This window comes from Veillonella infantium (assembly GCF_002959895.1).
In the GTDB taxonomy this organism is placed as follows: domain Bacteria; phylum Bacillota; class Negativicutes; order Veillonellales; family Veillonellaceae; genus Veillonella; species Veillonella infantium.
Map to the genome: position 1 here is coordinate 134880 of NZ_PPDD01000008.1, position 16381 is coordinate 151260.

General features: G+C 40.7%; 16 protein-coding genes and 5 tRNA genes. All 21 read right to left on the reverse strand.

Annotation, left to right across the window (positions count from 1 at the left end):
• Positions 1 to 165: 165 nt before the first annotated feature.
• The 21 genes from rplA to sdaAB all read right to left on the reverse strand — a co-directional run bounded on the left by rplA (position 166) and on the right by sdaAB (position 16267).
• A complete protein-coding gene (gene rplA, locus VCHSUH03_RS04535; protein ID WP_005385473.1) occupies positions 166 to 876 on the reverse strand; it encodes a 50S ribosomal protein L1 in 711 nt (236 codons plus the stop codon).
• Positions 877 to 952: 76 nt separating this feature from the next.
• Positions 953 to 1378: a 50S ribosomal protein L11 gene (gene rplK, locus VCHSUH03_RS04540; RefSeq protein WP_004693535.1), complete on the reverse strand. Its 426-nt coding sequence runs from the start codon at positions 1376 to 1378 to the stop codon at positions 953 to 955.
• 102 nt (positions 1379 to 1480) lie between these two features.
• Positions 1481 to 2017, reverse strand: a complete 537-nt coding sequence (gene nusG, locus VCHSUH03_RS04545; RefSeq protein ID WP_105094189.1) for a transcription termination/antitermination protein NusG — start codon at positions 2015 to 2017, stop codon at positions 1481 to 1483.
• A 12-nt stretch (positions 2018 to 2029) separates the two neighbouring features.
• Positions 2030 to 2251 carry a preprotein translocase subunit SecE gene (gene secE / locus VCHSUH03_RS04550; protein WP_060924347.1) on the reverse strand — a complete coding sequence of 74 codons (222 nt, stop codon included), beginning with the start codon at positions 2249 to 2251 and terminating at the stop codon, positions 2030 to 2032.
• A 41-nt stretch (positions 2252 to 2292) separates the two neighbouring features.
• Positions 2293 to 2442: a 50S ribosomal protein L33 gene (rpmG, locus tag VCHSUH03_RS04555; protein ID WP_004693530.1), complete on the reverse strand. Its 150-nt coding sequence runs from the start codon at positions 2440 to 2442 to the stop codon at positions 2293 to 2295.
• Positions 2443 to 2770: 328 nt separating this feature from the next.
• Positions 2771 to 5008, reverse strand: coding sequence for a nitric-oxide reductase large subunit (locus VCHSUH03_RS04560; protein ID WP_105094190.1), 2238 nt, complete (start codon positions 5006 to 5008; stop codon positions 2771 to 2773).
• A 181-nt stretch (positions 5009 to 5189) separates the two neighbouring features.
• Positions 5190 to 6377: an elongation factor Tu gene (gene tuf / locus VCHSUH03_RS04565; protein ID WP_105094191.1), complete on the reverse strand. Its 1188-nt coding sequence runs from the start codon at positions 6375 to 6377 to the stop codon at positions 5190 to 5192.
• Between the two features lie 242 nt (positions 6378 to 6619).
• Positions 6620 to 6696 (reverse strand) — tRNA-Met (locus tag VCHSUH03_RS04570).
• Positions 6697 to 6701: 5 nt separating this feature from the next.
• A tRNA-Thr gene (locus tag VCHSUH03_RS04575) sits at positions 6702 to 6777 on the reverse strand.
• Between the two features lie 32 nt (positions 6778 to 6809).
• A tRNA-Met gene (locus VCHSUH03_RS04580) sits at positions 6810 to 6885 on the reverse strand.
• 5 nt (positions 6886 to 6890) lie between these two features.
• Positions 6891 to 6975: transfer RNA gene (locus VCHSUH03_RS04585), tRNA-Tyr, on the reverse strand.
• A gap of 10 nt (positions 6976 to 6985) precedes the next feature.
• Positions 6986 to 7061 (reverse strand) — tRNA-Thr (locus VCHSUH03_RS04590).
• Positions 7062 to 7414: 353 nt separating this feature from the next.
• A complete protein-coding gene (gene brxF / locus VCHSUH03_RS04595; RefSeq protein WP_005379848.1) occupies positions 7415 to 7879 on the reverse strand; it encodes a BREX-3 system P-loop-containing protein BrxF in 465 nt (154 codons plus the stop codon).
• Between the two features lie 28 nt (positions 7880 to 7907).
• On the reverse strand, positions 7908 to 9323 hold the full coding sequence (locus VCHSUH03_RS04600) for a hypothetical protein (protein WP_105094192.1): 1416 nt from the start codon (positions 9321 to 9323) through the stop codon (positions 7908 to 7910).
• Positions 9320 to 9973 (reverse strand): hydrogenase nickel incorporation protein HypB, encoded by a 654-nt coding sequence (gene hypB, locus VCHSUH03_RS04605; protein ID WP_005385456.1) that lies wholly within the window; start codon positions 9971 to 9973, stop codon positions 9320 to 9322. The genes VCHSUH03_RS04600 and hypB overlap by 4 nt, the downstream gene beginning before the upstream one ends.
• 14 nt (positions 9974 to 9987) lie before the next feature.
• Entirely contained in the window at positions 9988 to 10329 is a 342-nt protein-coding gene (gene hypA / locus VCHSUH03_RS04610) for a hydrogenase maturation nickel metallochaperone HypA (RefSeq protein ID WP_005385455.1), read from the reverse strand.
• Positions 10322 to 11149, reverse strand: coding sequence for a bifunctional 5,10-methylenetetrahydrofolate dehydrogenase/5,10-methenyltetrahydrofolate cyclohydrolase (locus VCHSUH03_RS04615; RefSeq protein WP_060924355.1), 828 nt, complete (start codon positions 11147 to 11149; stop codon positions 10322 to 10324). Before VCHSUH03_RS04615 ends, hypA begins: the two co-directional genes overlap by 8 nt.
• A 118-nt stretch (positions 11150 to 11267) precedes the next feature.
• Complete coding sequence (locus tag VCHSUH03_RS04620) at positions 11268 to 13235, reverse strand: penicillin-binding transpeptidase domain-containing protein (protein ID WP_173015035.1); 1968 nt, start codon at positions 13233 to 13235, stop codon at positions 11268 to 11270.
• The gene (locus VCHSUH03_RS04625) at positions 13235 to 14650 is read right to left on the reverse strand and encodes a CCA tRNA nucleotidyltransferase (RefSeq protein ID WP_105094193.1); all 1416 of its coding nucleotides are present in this window, start codon (positions 14648 to 14650) and stop codon (positions 13235 to 13237) included. The genes VCHSUH03_RS04620 and VCHSUH03_RS04625 overlap by 1 nt, the downstream gene beginning before the upstream one ends.
• Positions 14651 to 14720: 70 nt before the next feature.
• Positions 14721 to 15593: an L-serine ammonia-lyase, iron-sulfur-dependent, subunit alpha gene (sdaAA, locus tag VCHSUH03_RS04630; protein WP_105094247.1), complete on the reverse strand. Its 873-nt coding sequence runs from the start codon at positions 15591 to 15593 to the stop codon at positions 14721 to 14723.
• 11 nt (positions 15594 to 15604) lie between these two features.
• Positions 15605 to 16267: an L-serine ammonia-lyase, iron-sulfur-dependent subunit beta gene (gene sdaAB, locus VCHSUH03_RS04635; protein ID WP_105094194.1), complete on the reverse strand. Its 663-nt coding sequence runs from the start codon at positions 16265 to 16267 to the stop codon at positions 15605 to 15607.
• Positions 16268 to 16381: the final 114 nt, after the last annotated feature.

The following is a 16381-nucleotide window of genomic DNA, read 5'->3' on the forward strand; positions in this document are numbered from 1 at the left end:
TCCTTATAGATTTTTTGGTGCTCTATGTACTATCTTAGCGTAAAAAACGACCCCATCGCACGCGATGAGGTCGAACTAGTCCTAGATTGTTCTAGTGTCAGCCTCAGCGGGCGGATTTTCATCCATTATACATACCAGCCGTCTACAGCTAAGAGACATATGTGATTATTGCTCTTTTGTAACGTTGCTCAATTTGAACACGTTCAAAGGCACACCAGGGCCCATTGTAGCGGACAAGGTTACAGATTTAATGTATTGACCTTTAGCTGCTACAGGTTTAGCCTTGATAATAGTATCAACGATTGTACGGTAGTTGTCAAGTAATTTTTCTTCATCGAAGGACGCTTTACCGATGGAGCAAGAGATAATACCTGCTTTATCAGTACGGTATTCGATTTTACCAGCTTTGATTTCGTTTACTGCACGAGCAACGTCTGGAGTTACTGTACCAACTTTAGGGTTTGGCATCAAGCCTTTAGGACCCAAGATTTTACCAAGACGGCCAACTTGACCCATCATGTCTGGTGTAGCAACTACTACGTCGAAGTCGCTCCAACCACCTTGGATTTTAGCTACTAACTCTTCAGAACCTACGAAATCTGCACCAGCTTCTTCAGCTGCTTTAATATTGTCGCCTTTTGCGAATACAAGAACGCGTTTAGTTTTGCCAGTACCATGAGGCAATACTACTGCACCACGAACTTGTTGATCAGCGTATTTAGGGTCGACATTCAAGTTGAAAGCGATTTCAACTGTTTCATCGAAATTTGCAGTTGCAGTTTTCTTAACCAACTCGATTGCTTCTACTGGTTCGTAGAACTTACCAGCTTCAATAAGTTTTACTGCCTCAGCGTATTTCTTACCTACTTTTGCCATTATAATATCCTCCTTATGTGGTCAAACGGGAATTCCCTCCCACCGATTTGCGCCTTATGCGCAAGTCGTACGCTTATTAGTCAACGATTTCAATGCCCATGCTGCGAGCAGTACCTTCTACCATGCGCATACCTTGTTCTACGGTATTAGCATTCAAGTCAGGCATTTTCAATTCAGCAATTTCACGAACTTTATCGCGACCTACTTTTGCTACTTTATCACGGTTAGGTACACCAGAACCTTTTGGAATACCTGCAGCTTTTTTCAATAATACTGCAGCTGGTGGAGTCTTAGTGATGAAGTCGAAGCTACGATCTTCATATACGTTAATAACTACTGGGATAATCAAGCCAGCTTGTTTAGCAGTACGTTCGTTGAATTCTTTTGTGAAAGCAACGATGTTAACACCTGCTTGACCTAGTGCAGGACCAACTGGTGGTGCTGGAGTAGCTTTAGCGGCTTCAATTTGTAGTTTTACTTGTTTAACTAATTTCTTAGCCATGGGTAATTAAACCTCCTATGCTTATACTGTGGTGGTAACGGATATACATCCTCCCACTGGCAACCAAAATCGATTGCTCTTTTTTAGAGTTATATTTATATATTAAAGAGTTTTCTCAATTTGAGAGAACTCTACCTCTACCTCGGTATCTCGGTTGAACATTTCTACATTAAGTTTCAATGTTCCTTTTTCAGGGTTAAGTTCGGTAATAACACCTAGTTTATCTTCAAAGGCCCCGGACGTAATGCGTACCGTTTCACCAACTTCTACATCGATGTTGATGTTTGGTTTCTTATCCAAGCCCTGAGACTTAAGTATATGTTCTACTTCGGAATCAGAAAGTGGAACTGGTTTAGTGGCAGAGCCAACGAAACCTGTTACACCTGGTGTGTTGCGCACAACATACCAAGAGCGGTCGTTAACTTCCATTTCAACCAATACGTACCCAGGAAATATCTTACGTTTTACTACTTTTTTAACCCCATCTTTTTCGTCAATTTCGTCTTCAAGAGGTACCAAAATTCGGCTAATCACATCTTGTAGACCCATAGACTGAACTTTAAGTTCAAGAGTGGTTTTAACTTTATTTTCGTAGCCTGAATAGGTATGAATTACATACCACTTCTTATCTGCTTCCATGAAATGGCCCCCTTATCCAACAAAGTGCAACAACGTATTAAAAAGTTGGGCAAAGACTGCATCAAGTATATAAATAATAAAGGCGATGAAAATCGTCACTAAGAATACTACTATTGTATAATTGATGAGTTCTTTTTTTGTTGGCCAGACTACTTTTTTAAGTTCAGCTTTCACACCGCGGAAGAATTTTCCAAATCCACCACGCTGCTGCACTGCTGAGTTAGACTTTGCCATTGTTTCACATCCTCAAATCAACAGGTAATGAATGATAAGAATTATTTTGTTTCACGGTGTAATGTATGTTTACCGCAGAATTTGCAATATTTCATCATTTCAATACGATCAGGATTGTTCTTTTTGTTCTTGTTCGTTTGATAGTTACGTTGTTTGCAATCTGTGCAAGCTAAAGTAATGGCATTACGCATCCGGATACACCTCGCTTTTTCTTTACTAAAATCTGTCTCTTGTACTCGAAAACGCTCGACTACATACTAAAGAAATATATCATACGTAGCAAGCAATGTCAAGATTTTTGAGCAACTCAAAAAAGCCAGGCACATGTACCTGACAGGGATAGTATAACAAAAAATGGCGTTCCTTGTCTAGAAAGGAACGCCATAATATGGTACTAAATCATCACATATTTTTCATACATTTTATGCTGTTAACTCATACAGTTAAATAGAATTAATAATATGATTTAATACCCATTAAATCATCTATTTGCAGATTAAGAAGTAATCTATTTATAGATTAAGATTTCTTCGGAAATAGAACTTTCACAATTTGCCAGAAGAATGCTACTGCACCAACGATTAAGATGGTATCACCAATTAAACGAGCCCAACGCAAGTTTTGTAACAATGGTTGTTGCATGAATTCTTCGCTACGTGCAAACCACAAACCATGTGTAATACTTGCCCATGCTTGAATAAGACCTATTGGCAACAAGCTAATGAGTACCATTAAGGCAAGACCTATATTGAGAGCCCAGAAGCCGAACTTCATCAATTTATCATTGAATTCTACTTCAGGTCGAATGTAACGCGCAATAAGGAATACAAAGCCTAAGCTTAAGAAACCATATACGCCGAACAATGCGGTATGCGCATGTACTGCTGTTGTATTAAGACCTTGAATGTAGAATAAGGATACAGGCATATTAATCAAGAAACCAAAGACCCCTGCACCTACTAAATTCCAGAAGGACACGGCAATGAAACAATACACAGGCCATTTTAGACGATGCATCCAAGGAGCACTATGAAGACGTGTATAGTTTTCAAAAGCTTCATAACCTAAGAGTACGAGCGGTACAACTTCTAATGCAGAGAAGGATGCGCCTGTTGCCACGATAGTAGATGTAACACCTGTGAAGTATAGATGATGGAATGTACCAGGGATACCACCTATGAGATAAATAGCCCCAGAAGAGATCGCCGCAACTGTACCAGCACGATACGATACAAGACCTAATGTAACAAAGATAAATGCCATCAATGTAGTGGAGAATACTTCGAAGAAGCCTTCAACCCAAAGGTGAATTACCCACCAGCGCCAATATTCCATAATCGCTAAATGGCTATGTTCACCATAGAATAACCCTGGACCATAGAAGATACCTACCATGATGACGGAGAATATGAAGGCTGCAATGAGGTTTTTATCACCTTTCTGTTTGAAGGCTCCAATAATGCTACGTATCATGAGTACAAGCCAGAATAAAATACCAATGTATTCAATCCACTGCCAAATACGACCCAACTCGATATATTCGTAACCTTGGTGTCCGAGAAGGAAATTCCACGCTGCTGGAATTTGATGTGCTACGCCTAAATATGTACCAGCGAAGGAACCTACTACAAGAACTACAAGAGCCCAGAATAAGATGTCCACACCAAGCTTTTGATATTTAGGATCCTTACCACCATTAATGATTGGTGCCAAGAATAGACCTGCACTTAGGAATGCCATAGCAATCCAGAACAAGGATGCTTGAATATGCCATGTACGAGCAATAGAGTAAGGGAAATATTGAGCCAATGGAATACCATAGAACGCTTGACCTTCTACAGTATAGTGAGCAATAATGCCGCCCATCCCTAATTGGAATAAGAACAATGCTAAGATTGTAAATAAATATTTACCTAATGCACGTTGAGATGGAGTTAAAGTAATCTTGCTAATTGGATCTTCTGTTGGTGGAACCAATGCATGTTCATCATCCTTTTTACCAAAGGACCATAGCCATACAACTACCCCAATGCCACATAATAAAATAATAACGCTCACAACAGACCAAGCAACACTTTCAGGTGTTGGATTATGATCCAATAAAGGTTCATGTGGCCAGTTATTGGTATATGTTGCATCTGTCCCCGGACGTTGTGTAGATGCCATCCATGTAGTCCAGAAGAAGAAACGTGCCATATCAATGCGGTCTTGCAACTCAGGTAGTGTGTTATCCTTCATCGCAAAATGATCACGAGTCAAAGTCAAGTCAGGATTATCACCATACAACTCAACAAAATAACGACCAGTTAAATTCATTGCTGTAATTCGTTCTGGAGAAAGTACTACAGTTCCATCTTCGCGGACTGCACTGCCTAAATACTCTTCTTTTACAACTTCTTTTACTGCAGCTTGTTGTGCAGTTCCCAATTGGTTATAAAGAACACCAAAAGCCTCTTGAGACTTAATATCCAACATTACGGATACTTCTTTATGCAACCAATCTGCTGTCCAGTCGGGTGCTTGATAAGCGCCATGACCTAAAACTGTACCTACAGATTGACCACCTGTAGATTGCCATGCCGATTGACCATGTAAAATATCTTCCTTAGTGAACAAGACCTGTCCATCTTGAGATACATACGCAGTCGGCACTGGCGGTGCTTGATGATACACATCAGTACCTAGATAACCAAGAATAGAAAAGCCAATAATAAGAACGGCTACTACGGCTATCCAATACTTTTTGTATTCACCCATCACATTACCTCCTTTTCTATAAAAACACAAAAGGAGAGCCTTTGCTCTCCTTATAATTATAATAACACTACCAAAAGAACATTTCTGTATCTTTGGTTACAAATACAATAAATAATATATAAACTAATATAAATAAAAATAGGACCCTTCTAGGGGTCCTATTTTCATAAAAAGGTATAAATTAACCTTCGATTTCAGTTACAACGCCAGCGCCTACTGTATGGCCACCTTCGCGGATCGCGAAGCGAAGACCTTCTTCGATAGCGATTGGAGTGATCAATTCGATATCCATTGTTACGTTATCGCCAGGCATACACATTTCTACACCGTCTGGAAGGTTTACAACACCTGTTACGTCTGTTGTACGGAAGTAGAATTGTGGACGGTAGTTGGAGAAGAATGGAGTATGACGGCCACCTTCTTCCTTAGTCAATACGTAAACTTCTGCTTTGAATTTTGTGTGTGGTTTGATGGAACCTGGTTTAGCCAATACTTGACCACGTTCGATATCTTTACGGTCAACACCACGAAGCAACGCACCTACGTTGTCACCTGCTACTGCAGAGTCCAAAGTTTTGCGGAACATTTCAAGACCAGTTACTACGTATTGTTCAGCTTTTTCTTTCAAGCCTACAACTTCTACTGTGTCGCCTACGTTTACTTGACCACGTTCAACACGGCCAGTTGCTACTGTACCACGACCAGTGATTGTGAATACGTCTTCCACAGGCATCAAGAAAGGTTTGTCAGTGTCACGAACTGGAGTTGGGATGTAGGAGTCTACAGCTTCCATCAATTCGTCGATTTTAGCTACATATTGAGCATCGCCTTCCAAAGCTTTCAACGCAGAACCTACAACGATAGGTACTTCGTCGCCAGGGAATTCGTAGGAAGAAAGAAGTTCACGAACTTCCATTTCTACCAATTCAATCAATTCTTCGTCGTCAACCATGTCAGCTTTGTTCAAGAATACTACGATTGCAGGAACACCAACTTGGCGAGCCAACAAGATGTGTTCGCGAGTTTGAGGCATAGGGCCGTCAGCTGCGGAACATACCAAGATAGCGCCGTCCATTTGAGCTGCACCAGTGATCATGTTTTTAACATAGTCAGCATGGCCTGGGCAGTCAACGTGTGCATAGTGACGGTTAGCAGTTTCATACTCAACGTGTGCAGTGTTGATTGTGATACCACGTTCACGTTCTTCTGGAGCTTTATCGATCATGCTGTAATCTTGGAAGTCAGCTTGGCCTTTTTCAGCCAATACTTTAGTGATTGCAGCTGTCAAAGTAGTTTTACCATGGTCAACGTGACCGATTGTACCGATGTTAACATGCGGTTTCGTACGTTCAAATTTTTCTTTTGCCATTAGGATTGTATCCTCCTTCACAAAAACAAATTACATTCTAGTATTAATATAATATATTAACCCTAATTTATCAATGGAATATAAGATTCCCTTATACATTATTATACCATATATAGAAAAACTTCTAAAAATACAAATATTCTTCTAAAATAAAAAAACTGACAAATGTAATCCTTACACTCATCAGCTTCAATTTGTATTTTATGGAGAAATAAAAAAATCCTCACCAATGTGAGGTTTAATGGTGGCGGCACACGGATTTGAACCGCGGACACACCGGGTATGAACCGATTGCTCTAGCCAACTGAGCTATGCCGCCATGTATGGAGCTAGTGACCGGGATTGAACCGGTGACCTTATCCTTACCAAGGATACGCTCTGCCGACTGAGCTACACCAGCACAATGAACGATCATTTCACTGTGAATTTTTGTGGTTGCGGGGACAGGACTTGAACCTGCGACCTTCGGGTTATGAGCCCGACGAGCTACCAACTGCTCCACCCCGCTATAAATGGTGGAGGGAGAAGGATTCGAACCTTCGAAGTCGAAGACGGCAGATTTACAGTCTGCTCCCTTTGGCCGCTCGGGAATCCCTCCAAAAATAAAATGGAGCTGGCGATAGGAATTGAACCCACAACCTGCTGATTACAAGTCAGCTGCTCTACCAATTGAGCTACGCCAGCATCATTACGACAAGATGTATTTTATCATCCGTCCCACTAAGTGTCAAGAACTTTTTAAAAACTTTTTTGAAGTTTTTTCGTTCACTGCGGTATCCCTTAGTGCTTAATCATAATAACATGAAACGATACCCTATGCAAGTATTTTTTCTAAACTTTTTAAACTTCATTTTTTCCTCATCGGCAATCATAGATAAAGATAGATAATTGCAAATATAGCCACTATTATCCGATAGTACCCAAAGAGATACCTAAAATGAGGGCAATTATATATTGTTCCATGATATCCACCTACCTTTTATATGCGGTCATACTCATGGCAATATATAATGCCCTCAGCAATCAATATAACTCTATTAATCAATAACCATAACACGATCAGGTTTAGTGATTGTCACTACCGCATGTTTTGGATCATTATTGTGTTCTAAGTATAATTGATCACCTTCGAGATGACCACGCCAACCTACAACAATCGGATATGTTTTACTAATAGTCTTTAATAGTTCAAGAGGATTTAAATTTAATATCGGTGCAAACAATACATTAATACCATCGATAAGAACAACTTCTGTATCACTGCGACTTAATGCACGACGAATTACTTCTTCTGCAAGTTGTGGTCTTTCATCACGAGGTACTAATAAAAACTCTTCTTCAATAAGTTGTTTTGCCTCTAAGTACTTCCAACCTTTTTGTTCAGATAATTCACGAATTAACAAACTTTTACCAGAACCAGGACCACCAACGATAAACAATATACGTTCATCATCACCTTGAATTTGTTCCCAACGTTCTCTTACATCTTGAACTGTAACCATATCCCTTGCCTCCTCGCTGTAACCGTTCCTACTTAACTGGACGGTCAGATAACATAACGGATTTGATATATTGGTTTTTATCATCTAGGGCAAACTGCAAATATGAGTCGCTTGCCGCTGGATTTTTATATTCATATACAGTAGATGTGCCCGCATTTGTTGTAGATTCAACAATACGAGTAGGCATACCATATACAAAGAGCAATAAGTATTTAGTATCCCCCATCGCAATACCGCGACGAGTAGGCGTGTAAATATTTAATAGAACACGATTGATGAGATTTTTTTTATCAACACTCACGCCATATTCGTTATATCCAATAAATGTGGACCCAAACAACATACCTTGATGTTTCCAATCATTATTGGGATCATTAACAAAATAATCATTTAATTTATAGCCACGCAACACAAAATCATCAGCAGTCAATTTACCTGCTTGAAAATCATATACTGGAGCTTTAGGCAATCCAAATCTTGGCCATACTTGACCACTAATCATATCAACAGCCTCTACATTGCTTTGTTTGATGGTGAAAGCAATATATTCTTTCTGTTGTCCTAGCATAGATTGTTGTTGGCTATTATTATTTGTATTCTCTATCGAGCTATTAAATTCCTTTTTTCGAGACCATGAATTTTCGGAATGACCTTCATATAGGAAGATATAACTTTCATTTTTCAAATCACGCCACATCGCAATAGGGCTACCATAGGCAAATACCAATTCCATGCGCGTGCTACCAACACCAATATCGCGTACAGTGTGGACGCCTTTTTTCGTACTATGAATATTAGTAATAGTATTCGGTTCAAAGAAATAAGTAGCACCTTGACCGCGCAATTGATTATTTACTAAACGCTCTTGAGCAGGTCCCGTGTAAACGGTCACCTCCAAGTCTTTCATATAGTACGTCGTAAAGTTATCACGAACCACTGTTTTTTCTACATCTTTAGGCGCTACAAACTGATCTCCTAAGCGATATCCATCAATAGCATAATCATCTTCAGACCCTAAAGCTGGCAAATTATTAGCCGTATAAGACTTACCAATATCAGCCAAGTTATTTTGCGTTACGCTAGGCAACGGACCTTCATTTTCGCTAGCCGCCTGCCAAAACTGTATGGAATCACCAAACTCAGTAACCGCCATTTGTTCAGCTAGCCATCCTGTTTTAGTGCTTTCCTTTTTTGTCTTTGTATCGATTTTAACAGTTTTAATCGGTGCATTATCTATATACGCAACAGACTCAGCCGCATCAGTTCCTGCTGCTTCTACAGTTGTCTTATCATCCGTATGTGCAACATTATTTGCACTCTCTGTAGATTCCACTGCAGTTTGTTTCACAGTAGAAATAGCCGGCTCTGCTGCATACCCTACCGATGTAGCAGATAAGCCTACTAGAAGTGCCGCTACAATACGGCTCTTAATAGAATGATTCATCGATTACTCTCCAATTGTGCACGCAACCATGTCAACCATGGCTCTAGTCCATTATGGGCCGTGCAACTTACTTCAAAAATCTCTCCTGTTGGATTCAAATTACGTATATCTTGTATGGCCTTATCTTTTTTGAAAGGTACATACGGCAATAAATCTATCTTATTAATGAGGATAGCCTTTGACTCTTTAAAGATTAATGGGTATTTAAGAGGCTTATCCTCACCTTCAGTAACAGATAATACAGTTACCTTCATGCTTTCACCAATCTCAAATTCTGCAGGGCATACAAGGTTGCCTACATTCTCGATAATGATCATATCGAGTTCATCAAGATTTAAATCACCTAGTGCATCTTGAATCATTTGTGCATCAAGATGGCAACCTCCCACTGTATTGATTTGAATAACAGGAACGCCTAATTCATGAATCCGTTCCGCATCCTTAGCAGTAAATAAATCACCTTCAATAACAGCAAGGCGGTAATCTTTTTTCAAATCATGTAAAGTTGCCTCCAATAGAGATGTTTTACCAGCCCCTGGAGAACCTAATAGATTAAATACAAAAATATTTTTTTCCTTAAACAACTGTTGTAAGGACTCTGCAATGGCATCATTTTTTGCCAATACATTAGTTTTAACTTGAACTTGCATGCCTAACCTTTCTATCAATCGATATCCATGGAGGTCACTTGTAGTTCGCGGCCACCAATGGTTTGTACGAAATGACTGTCACAATAGGGACAGATAAACTTATAATTTTCTACAGGAAATGTTTTATCACAATCCAAGCACTTTCCTTCAATAGGAATCGTATTAATTTCTATACGCGAACCTTCTGCTGCAGTCCCCTTTGTAACGGCTTCCCAGCAAAATAGGAGAGAATCTGGCTCTACTCCACTCATAAGGCCCAAATCGAGTTGAACGGAATGAATCACAGATGCATCGTGTTGGCGCAATGTATCGAGGGCTACATCAAGTATACCTTCTGCTATAGACATCTCATGCATGGTATGCCTCATATACAGCTTCAAGCATCATAGTAGTCGTTACAGAGCCTACACCACCAGGCACTGGAGTAATTGCAGACGCAATATCTTTTACCGCTTCATAATCAACATCGCCTACCGTCTTACCTTCTAGTTCATTAATGCCTACATCGATAACAACAGCACCTGGCTTAATCATATCTGCTGTAATCATATGAGCACGACCCGCTGCAGCAATAACGATATCGCCACGTTTTACTTGTTCTGCCAAATCAGGGGTTCTGGAATGGCACATTGTAACCGTACCATGTGCACCAAGTGTCATAAGAGCTACCGGCTTACCAATCACTTGGCTACGACCGATTACTACCACATGTTTACCCTCTACAGGAATATCATAGTGGTTTAAAATCGCCATGCACGCCTTGGCAGTACAAGGGGCAAAGCCACCTTTACCGGCAGTTACAAGACCAATATTATACGTAGTTAGACCATCGATATCTTTTTTAGGATCTAGCATATCGATAAGAGCCTCTGTATCAATGTGTTTAGGCATCGGCATTAACGGTAAAATCCCATGAACAGCCGCATCATTATTTAATTCTTGCAATGCTGTAACTACTTCATCCTGTGTAGCCGTTTCAGGTAATTGTTTTAACACAAAGCCATAGCCAAAGTTCTTGGCTGTCTTTTCCATAAATGTAGCGTACATATGAGCACCGTGGTCTTCACCAACGAGTAATACTGCCATAGTAATTACAGAGTCGCCAACTGCTGCAACTTTTTCTTGTAAAATCGCCTTGTGAGCGTCTGCTACTGCTTTACCGCGTAATTCGATCATAAGTATCTCCATTCATTCAAACTATCTATAAAATAAGGTGCCTCCGGAGAGGCACCTAAGTCTCTTATTCTATTATATAACGAACTGTCTATAATTTCTAATTATGACCGAATTCGTTTTATCTACGGAAATGAACAGTAATTGCTGTACCAGCCTGAACAGTTGTACCGCTACTTTCATCTTGAGATGTAGCCGTACCAGTTCCATCCGGTTTAAAGGCAAGTCCCGCCTTATGTAACCAATCACGCACTTCACCATAGGTAAAACCAGTAAAGTTAGGCAATGTAACAGAACCATCACTTCCCGGTTTTGGTTCAGGTAATGTATTAGCAGCTTTAACAGCTACTGGTGTACTTTCTTTAACATACGGACTCATTTGGTAATACCGTACAAGTTGAGATACGATGTCCTTAAATACAGGGGCTACAATTTGACTACCATAATAAGAACCCTTTTGTGGGTCATCAATAACGACAAGAACTACAAATTTTGGATCCTCTACAGGGCCAAAGCCAATAAAGGACGCAATGTATTGTCCGTCGAGATAACCGCCATGTTTGGTATCTAGTTTTTGCGCCGTACCAGTTTTACCGCCGAAGTGATAACCTTCTACCATCGCTTTTGTACCGCCACCTTCGGATACTTCTTTTTCTAGAATATCTACAATGGTTTTAGCGGTTTCCGCCGGAACTGGTTGTCCCACAACAGATGTTTCAGTCGTACTTGTAACATCGCCTTGAGAGTTACTATAAGACTTGATGATATGTGGTTTCATCATAGCCCCACCATTAGAAAGTGCACCAAAGGCGCGAACCATTTGTAATGGTGTAACCGCAATACCTTGACCGATGGACATAGTCGCAACGTCTAGCTTACTCATATCCTCTGGATTATACAAAATACCTGCTCCTTCACCAGGCAATTCAATACCTGTTTCAGAGCCAAAGCCATAATCACGTATATATTTCGAGAGAATATCTGCACCTGTTAATGTACCAATTTCAGCCATACCAGTATTAATAGAGTACTTCAAAATATCTAGCAAACGAACAGGACCATATCCCTCACCATTCCAGTTTCTAATGATATGTCCATTGGCAGCGAAGGCCCCTTTATCGTTATACACAGTGTCTAACTTCCATTTGCCTGCTGCAAGAGCTGCAGATGCAATGATAGGTTTGAATGTAGAGCCTGGTTCATATAAATTGGTAACCGCAATATTTTTGAAAGCCTCTTCACCACTTTGGTTGTAGTTATTAGGATCATAACTTGGACGATTGGCCATCGCTAATATTTCACCGTTCTTTGGATCCATAACGATAACGCTGGCATGCTTAGCTCCTGTATCAACCATCGCCTTATCAAGAGCGCGTTCTGCAATAAATTGAATTGTTGCATCGATGGTTAAGGTTACGCTTTTACCCTTATCTGGTAAAAATTTAGATAATACGGAACCAAAGATGGCATTCCCTTTATTATCAGTAGCTACAATTTCTTGTTGTACGCCCCCCTTTAATTCGTCATCAAGAACCATTTCTAGACCATCAAGACCTTTATCATCAGTGCCGACAAAGCCTAATACTTGTGCCGCTAAGACACCATTTGGATAATAGCGCTTAGATTCTTCAACGAAATTGAGGCCTGCAATATTATTATCCTTAATAACTTGTTGTACCGCTTTTGATTTGTCTGCATCCATCATACGATTCAACCAGACAAAGGCGGTATCCTCTTGCAAAGCTTTCACAATATTCTCTTTTGACATCGTTACATACGGTGAGATGAGATCCGCAATCTCTTGAGGAGACTGTTTAATCATCTTCGGATCCGCATATAAAGATTTTGTAACTACACTCATCGCCAAAGGCTTGCCATTACGGTCATAGATTGTACCGCGCGGCGATTGTAATTTTCTATCTACTTGAACTTGTAATAAGTTTTTCTTCTCTAGGTCAAAGGTATCAAAGACCTGTAACTGTGCTAAACGTCCGATAAGGACGAAGGCAACGGTCATGAGTATGGCAAGGCACCACGTAGTGCGACTCCAATCACTCATGCGTAATAACGCTTTATTTAATAACTTCATCATTTCTCCACTGGACGGCGTAACTTATGGTCTAATGCATCATATAATGCATCTGGTTCATTGGGAATCACCCCATTTTGTACCTGACCTAATAAATACTGCAATCCTTCCCCCACTTTTTTCCCTGCAAGCTTAATAACTCGTTCGTCATAATTTAAATCCTTTGTATGGATAGGCATCTCTAGGCTAAGATCTGCCATACATTCACCAAAGGCTAAGGTACCATCAGTCGATGCATAAGGCTTCCCACAGCCTAACACATCGGCAGCACAAACCTTAGATAATTGTTCCCATGCAATTCGCATAATTTGACTATCTCGAAACTCACCGCTGCGAGCCTCTTTACGGATCCACTTCTTCTCATTAGCTTCCCCATTTTGTACAAAATAGTGAAAGCGCATATGATTTTTTACAATCCAAGCTACACGGCGCACAAAAGCCTTAGGGTAACCTAAACGAGTAAGCAAGGTTTCTGTCATTTCAGCACCTAATGTATCATGGCCACGATCCGTCAAACGTCCGTTAATAACAGCTCGTACCGCCGGCATCCCCTTTGCTACATCGTGTAACAGTGCACCCCAACGCAATATTAAATCTGGTTCTGTATGAGATACAACGGCTAATGTATGATACCAACCATCAAATTCGTGAAAGTCTTTTTCTTGTGGTAAATTCACAAGATGGTATAGCTCTGGTAAAATAGGCACTTCACGAGCGATGCCATTTTCTACAACGCGACAAGAGCACTCGGCCAAGCGAGATTGTACTAATACATCAAGGCCCTTAGCCACAGCGGGCTCTAACATGAGTCGGTCCAGTTCACTACGGACTCTCTCAAGAGATAACCCAGGCACACGATAAAATGCCTTTGGCATAGCTTCTAATAAGTCTTCGGTAGGTAAGAAATCTAGCTTTGCCACAAAGCGGCATGCTCTAAATAATCGCAATGCGTCTTCTTCAAAGCGTTGCTGTGCATTGCCAATGGTTCGCAATGTCTTATGCTTGATATCTCGACGTCCACCTACTAGGTCTATGACCTCACCAAAACGATTCATCGCCATGCCATTGACCGTAAAGTCGCGACGCAACACGTCTTCCTCCAAGGTATCGGCATAAGCGACTTCTTCTGGTCGATGACTATCCGCTCCATATCGTTCAGTGCGATACGTTGCAATTTCATATTGCTTTCCTTCTAGTGTAGCTACTACTACACCAAAGGATTTTCCTACTAAGTCTGTCGTTTGAATACCTTGACTTCGTAGGACTTCAATTACCGTATCAGGACGTGCAGACGTCACAATATCAAAGTCATGAGGCTTTTGATGCATCAAAATATCGCGCACTGCTCCGCCAATGATATAGGCTTCATAACCGTCTTCTTCTAATACAGTCAATATTCGATTGGCTTGTTCCATCTACACACTCCTTTCTGAACTAGTCTAACCTTTATTTTACTACAAATGAAAGCATGAAAAAAGTGCAATCCTATAAGGATTGCACTCGTTCTGCAATAGCTGTACCCGTCGGTGTTACCGCAAGGCCGCCATCACTTGTTTCACGCAATGCTGCTGGCATAGCGCGCCCGATATTATTCATTGCTTCAATAACTTCATCTGGTGGAATTTGACTTTCAATATTCATCAAAGCCAATTCAGATGCAGTAATGGCATGAACTGCATAGAAACCATTACGTTTGACGCACGGTACCTCTACAAGCCCTGCTACTGGATCACAGGCAAGGCCCAATAAGTTTTTCATACACAATGCGATAGCATGTCCTACTTGACGAGGCGTACCACCCATCATTTCTACAATGGCACCGGCAGCCATACAAGCGGCCGTACCAATTTCTGCTTGGCATCCGCCAACGGCACCGGCCACACAAGCGCGATTCGCTACGACATTGCCAATGCCAGAGGCAGCCAAGAAGCCCTTTACCATAGTTGCTCTATCTAGCTTGTAATGGTCCGCTACTGCTTTCACCGCGCCAGGCATAACACCACAAGATCCAGCCGTAGGGCACGCAACAATGCGGAACATCTTTGCATTTGCTTCATTAACAGCAATAGCATAGGTCATCGCCTTGTACGCAATATCACTCATAAATCTTGGTGCTTGGCCATTAAGCTGTGCCGCCTGACCACCGGACATACCAGATGCCGTTTTATCAGTATATGCAATACCATCTTGGATAGACATTTCAAAAATATCTAACCGATGCTCAATTTCTCGAATAACCGCTTCTTCACTACGGTCATAATTCTCTAATTCATAACGCAGTACTACATCGCCGAAGGAAATATGATTCTCCTCAGCTAAGCGAATAATATCTGCAATTGTATCATATGCATAACTCATCATTCGCCCTCCTATAACGCTTCAAAGGTCATCACATCTTGAATGCCTGGACACTCGCGCATAAACTGAACGGTAATAGGATTTACTACTGTATCTGTAGTAATGACCATCACTGCATCCTTGTGCTTACCCTTCCGAAACACGCGCATGGTAGCGATATTAATATCGGACTCACTCAATGCTTGGCTCACCAAAGAGATGGCGCCAGGTCTATCTTCATGGAATACAACAAGAGTAAACTCATCGCCAGTAATAGACATATCATTGCCATCTACTTCGGTAATCATAATTTGACCGCCACCAAGAGATCGACCAATCACAGTCATATGACGATTATGTTCATCGTACATATCAAAACGAACTACATTAGGATGACCTACATCAAGAGGAGACTCGATAAAGTTATACTCCATGCCCTCTTTTTCAGCTAATTTATGAGCAATACGAATATTCGTATCATCCTCTTTAAAACCTAATAAGCCCCCAATCAAGGCACGGTCTGTACCATGGCCTTTATAGGTCTTAGCAAAAGAGCCATATAAGGTTAAATCTACCTTTTTAGGTGTGGAACGGAAAATGCACCGCGCCATCTTACCTAGCCGCGCAGCACCAGCTGTATGCGAACTAGACGGGCCAATCATAACAGGCCCTATAATATCAAAAATACTATTCATACACGCCTCTATATACACATAAACAATGTGAAAATCTTACTTTACCTATAGTATAACAATCAATATTTAAACATGTCTATATGCACATTAGAGGCATATTTGTTTGCCTACAGA

What these genes read in the sequence shown, in the direction of transcription:
- sdaAB (WP_105094194.1), bottom strand. Translation starts at nt 16,267, where the DNA reads ATGAATAGTATTTTTGATATTATAGGGCCTGTTATGATTGGCCCGTCT.
- rplK (WP_004693535.1), bottom strand. Translation starts at nt 1,378, where the DNA reads ATGGCTAAGAAATTAGTTAAACAAGTAAAACTACAAATTGAAGCCGCT.
- VCHSUH03_RS04600 (WP_105094192.1), bottom strand. Translation starts at nt 9,323, where the DNA reads ATGAATCATTCTATTAAGAGCCGTATTGTAGCGGCACTTCTAGTAGGC.
- rpmG (WP_004693530.1), bottom strand. Translation starts at nt 2,442, where the DNA reads ATGCGTAATGCCATTACTTTAGCTTGCACAGATTGCAAACAACGTAAC.
- brxF (WP_005379848.1), bottom strand. Translation starts at nt 7,879, where the DNA reads ATGGTTACAGTTCAAGATGTAAGAGAACGTTGGGAACAAATTCAAGGT.
- VCHSUH03_RS04625 (WP_105094193.1), bottom strand. Translation starts at nt 14,650, where the DNA reads ATGGAACAAGCCAATCGAATATTGACTGTATTAGAAGAAGACGGTTAT.
- VCHSUH03_RS04615 (WP_060924355.1), bottom strand. Translation starts at nt 11,149, where the DNA reads ATGATCGAATTACGCGGTAAAGCAGTAGCAGACGCTCACAAGGCGATT.
- sdaAA (WP_105094247.1), bottom strand. Translation starts at nt 15,593, where the DNA reads ATGAGTTATGCATATGATACAATTGCAGATATTATTCGCTTAGCTGAG.
- VCHSUH03_RS04620 (WP_173015035.1), bottom strand. Translation starts at nt 13,235, where the DNA reads ATGAAGTTATTAAATAAAGCGTTATTACGCATGAGTGATTGGAGTCGC.
- tuf (WP_105094191.1), bottom strand. Translation starts at nt 6,377, where the DNA reads ATGGCAAAAGAAAAATTTGAACGTACGAAACCGCATGTTAACATCGGT.
- hypB (WP_005385456.1), bottom strand. Translation starts at nt 9,973, where the DNA reads ATGCAAGTTCAAGTTAAAACTAATGTATTGGCAAAAAATGATGCCATT.
- nusG (WP_105094189.1), bottom strand. Translation starts at nt 2,017, where the DNA reads ATGGAAGCAGATAAGAAGTGGTATGTAATTCATACCTATTCAGGCTAC.
- VCHSUH03_RS04560 (WP_105094190.1), bottom strand. Translation starts at nt 5,008, where the DNA reads ATGGGTGAATACAAAAAGTATTGGATAGCCGTAGTAGCCGTTCTTATT.
- hypA (WP_005385455.1), bottom strand. Translation starts at nt 10,329, where the DNA reads ATGCATGAGATGTCTATAGCAGAAGGTATACTTGATGTAGCCCTCGAT.
- secE (WP_060924347.1), bottom strand. Translation starts at nt 2,251, where the DNA reads ATGGCAAAGTCTAACTCAGCAGTGCAGCAGCGTGGTGGATTTGGAAAA.
- rplA (WP_005385473.1), bottom strand. Translation starts at nt 876, where the DNA reads ATGGCAAAAGTAGGTAAGAAATACGCTGAGGCAGTAAAACTTATTGAA.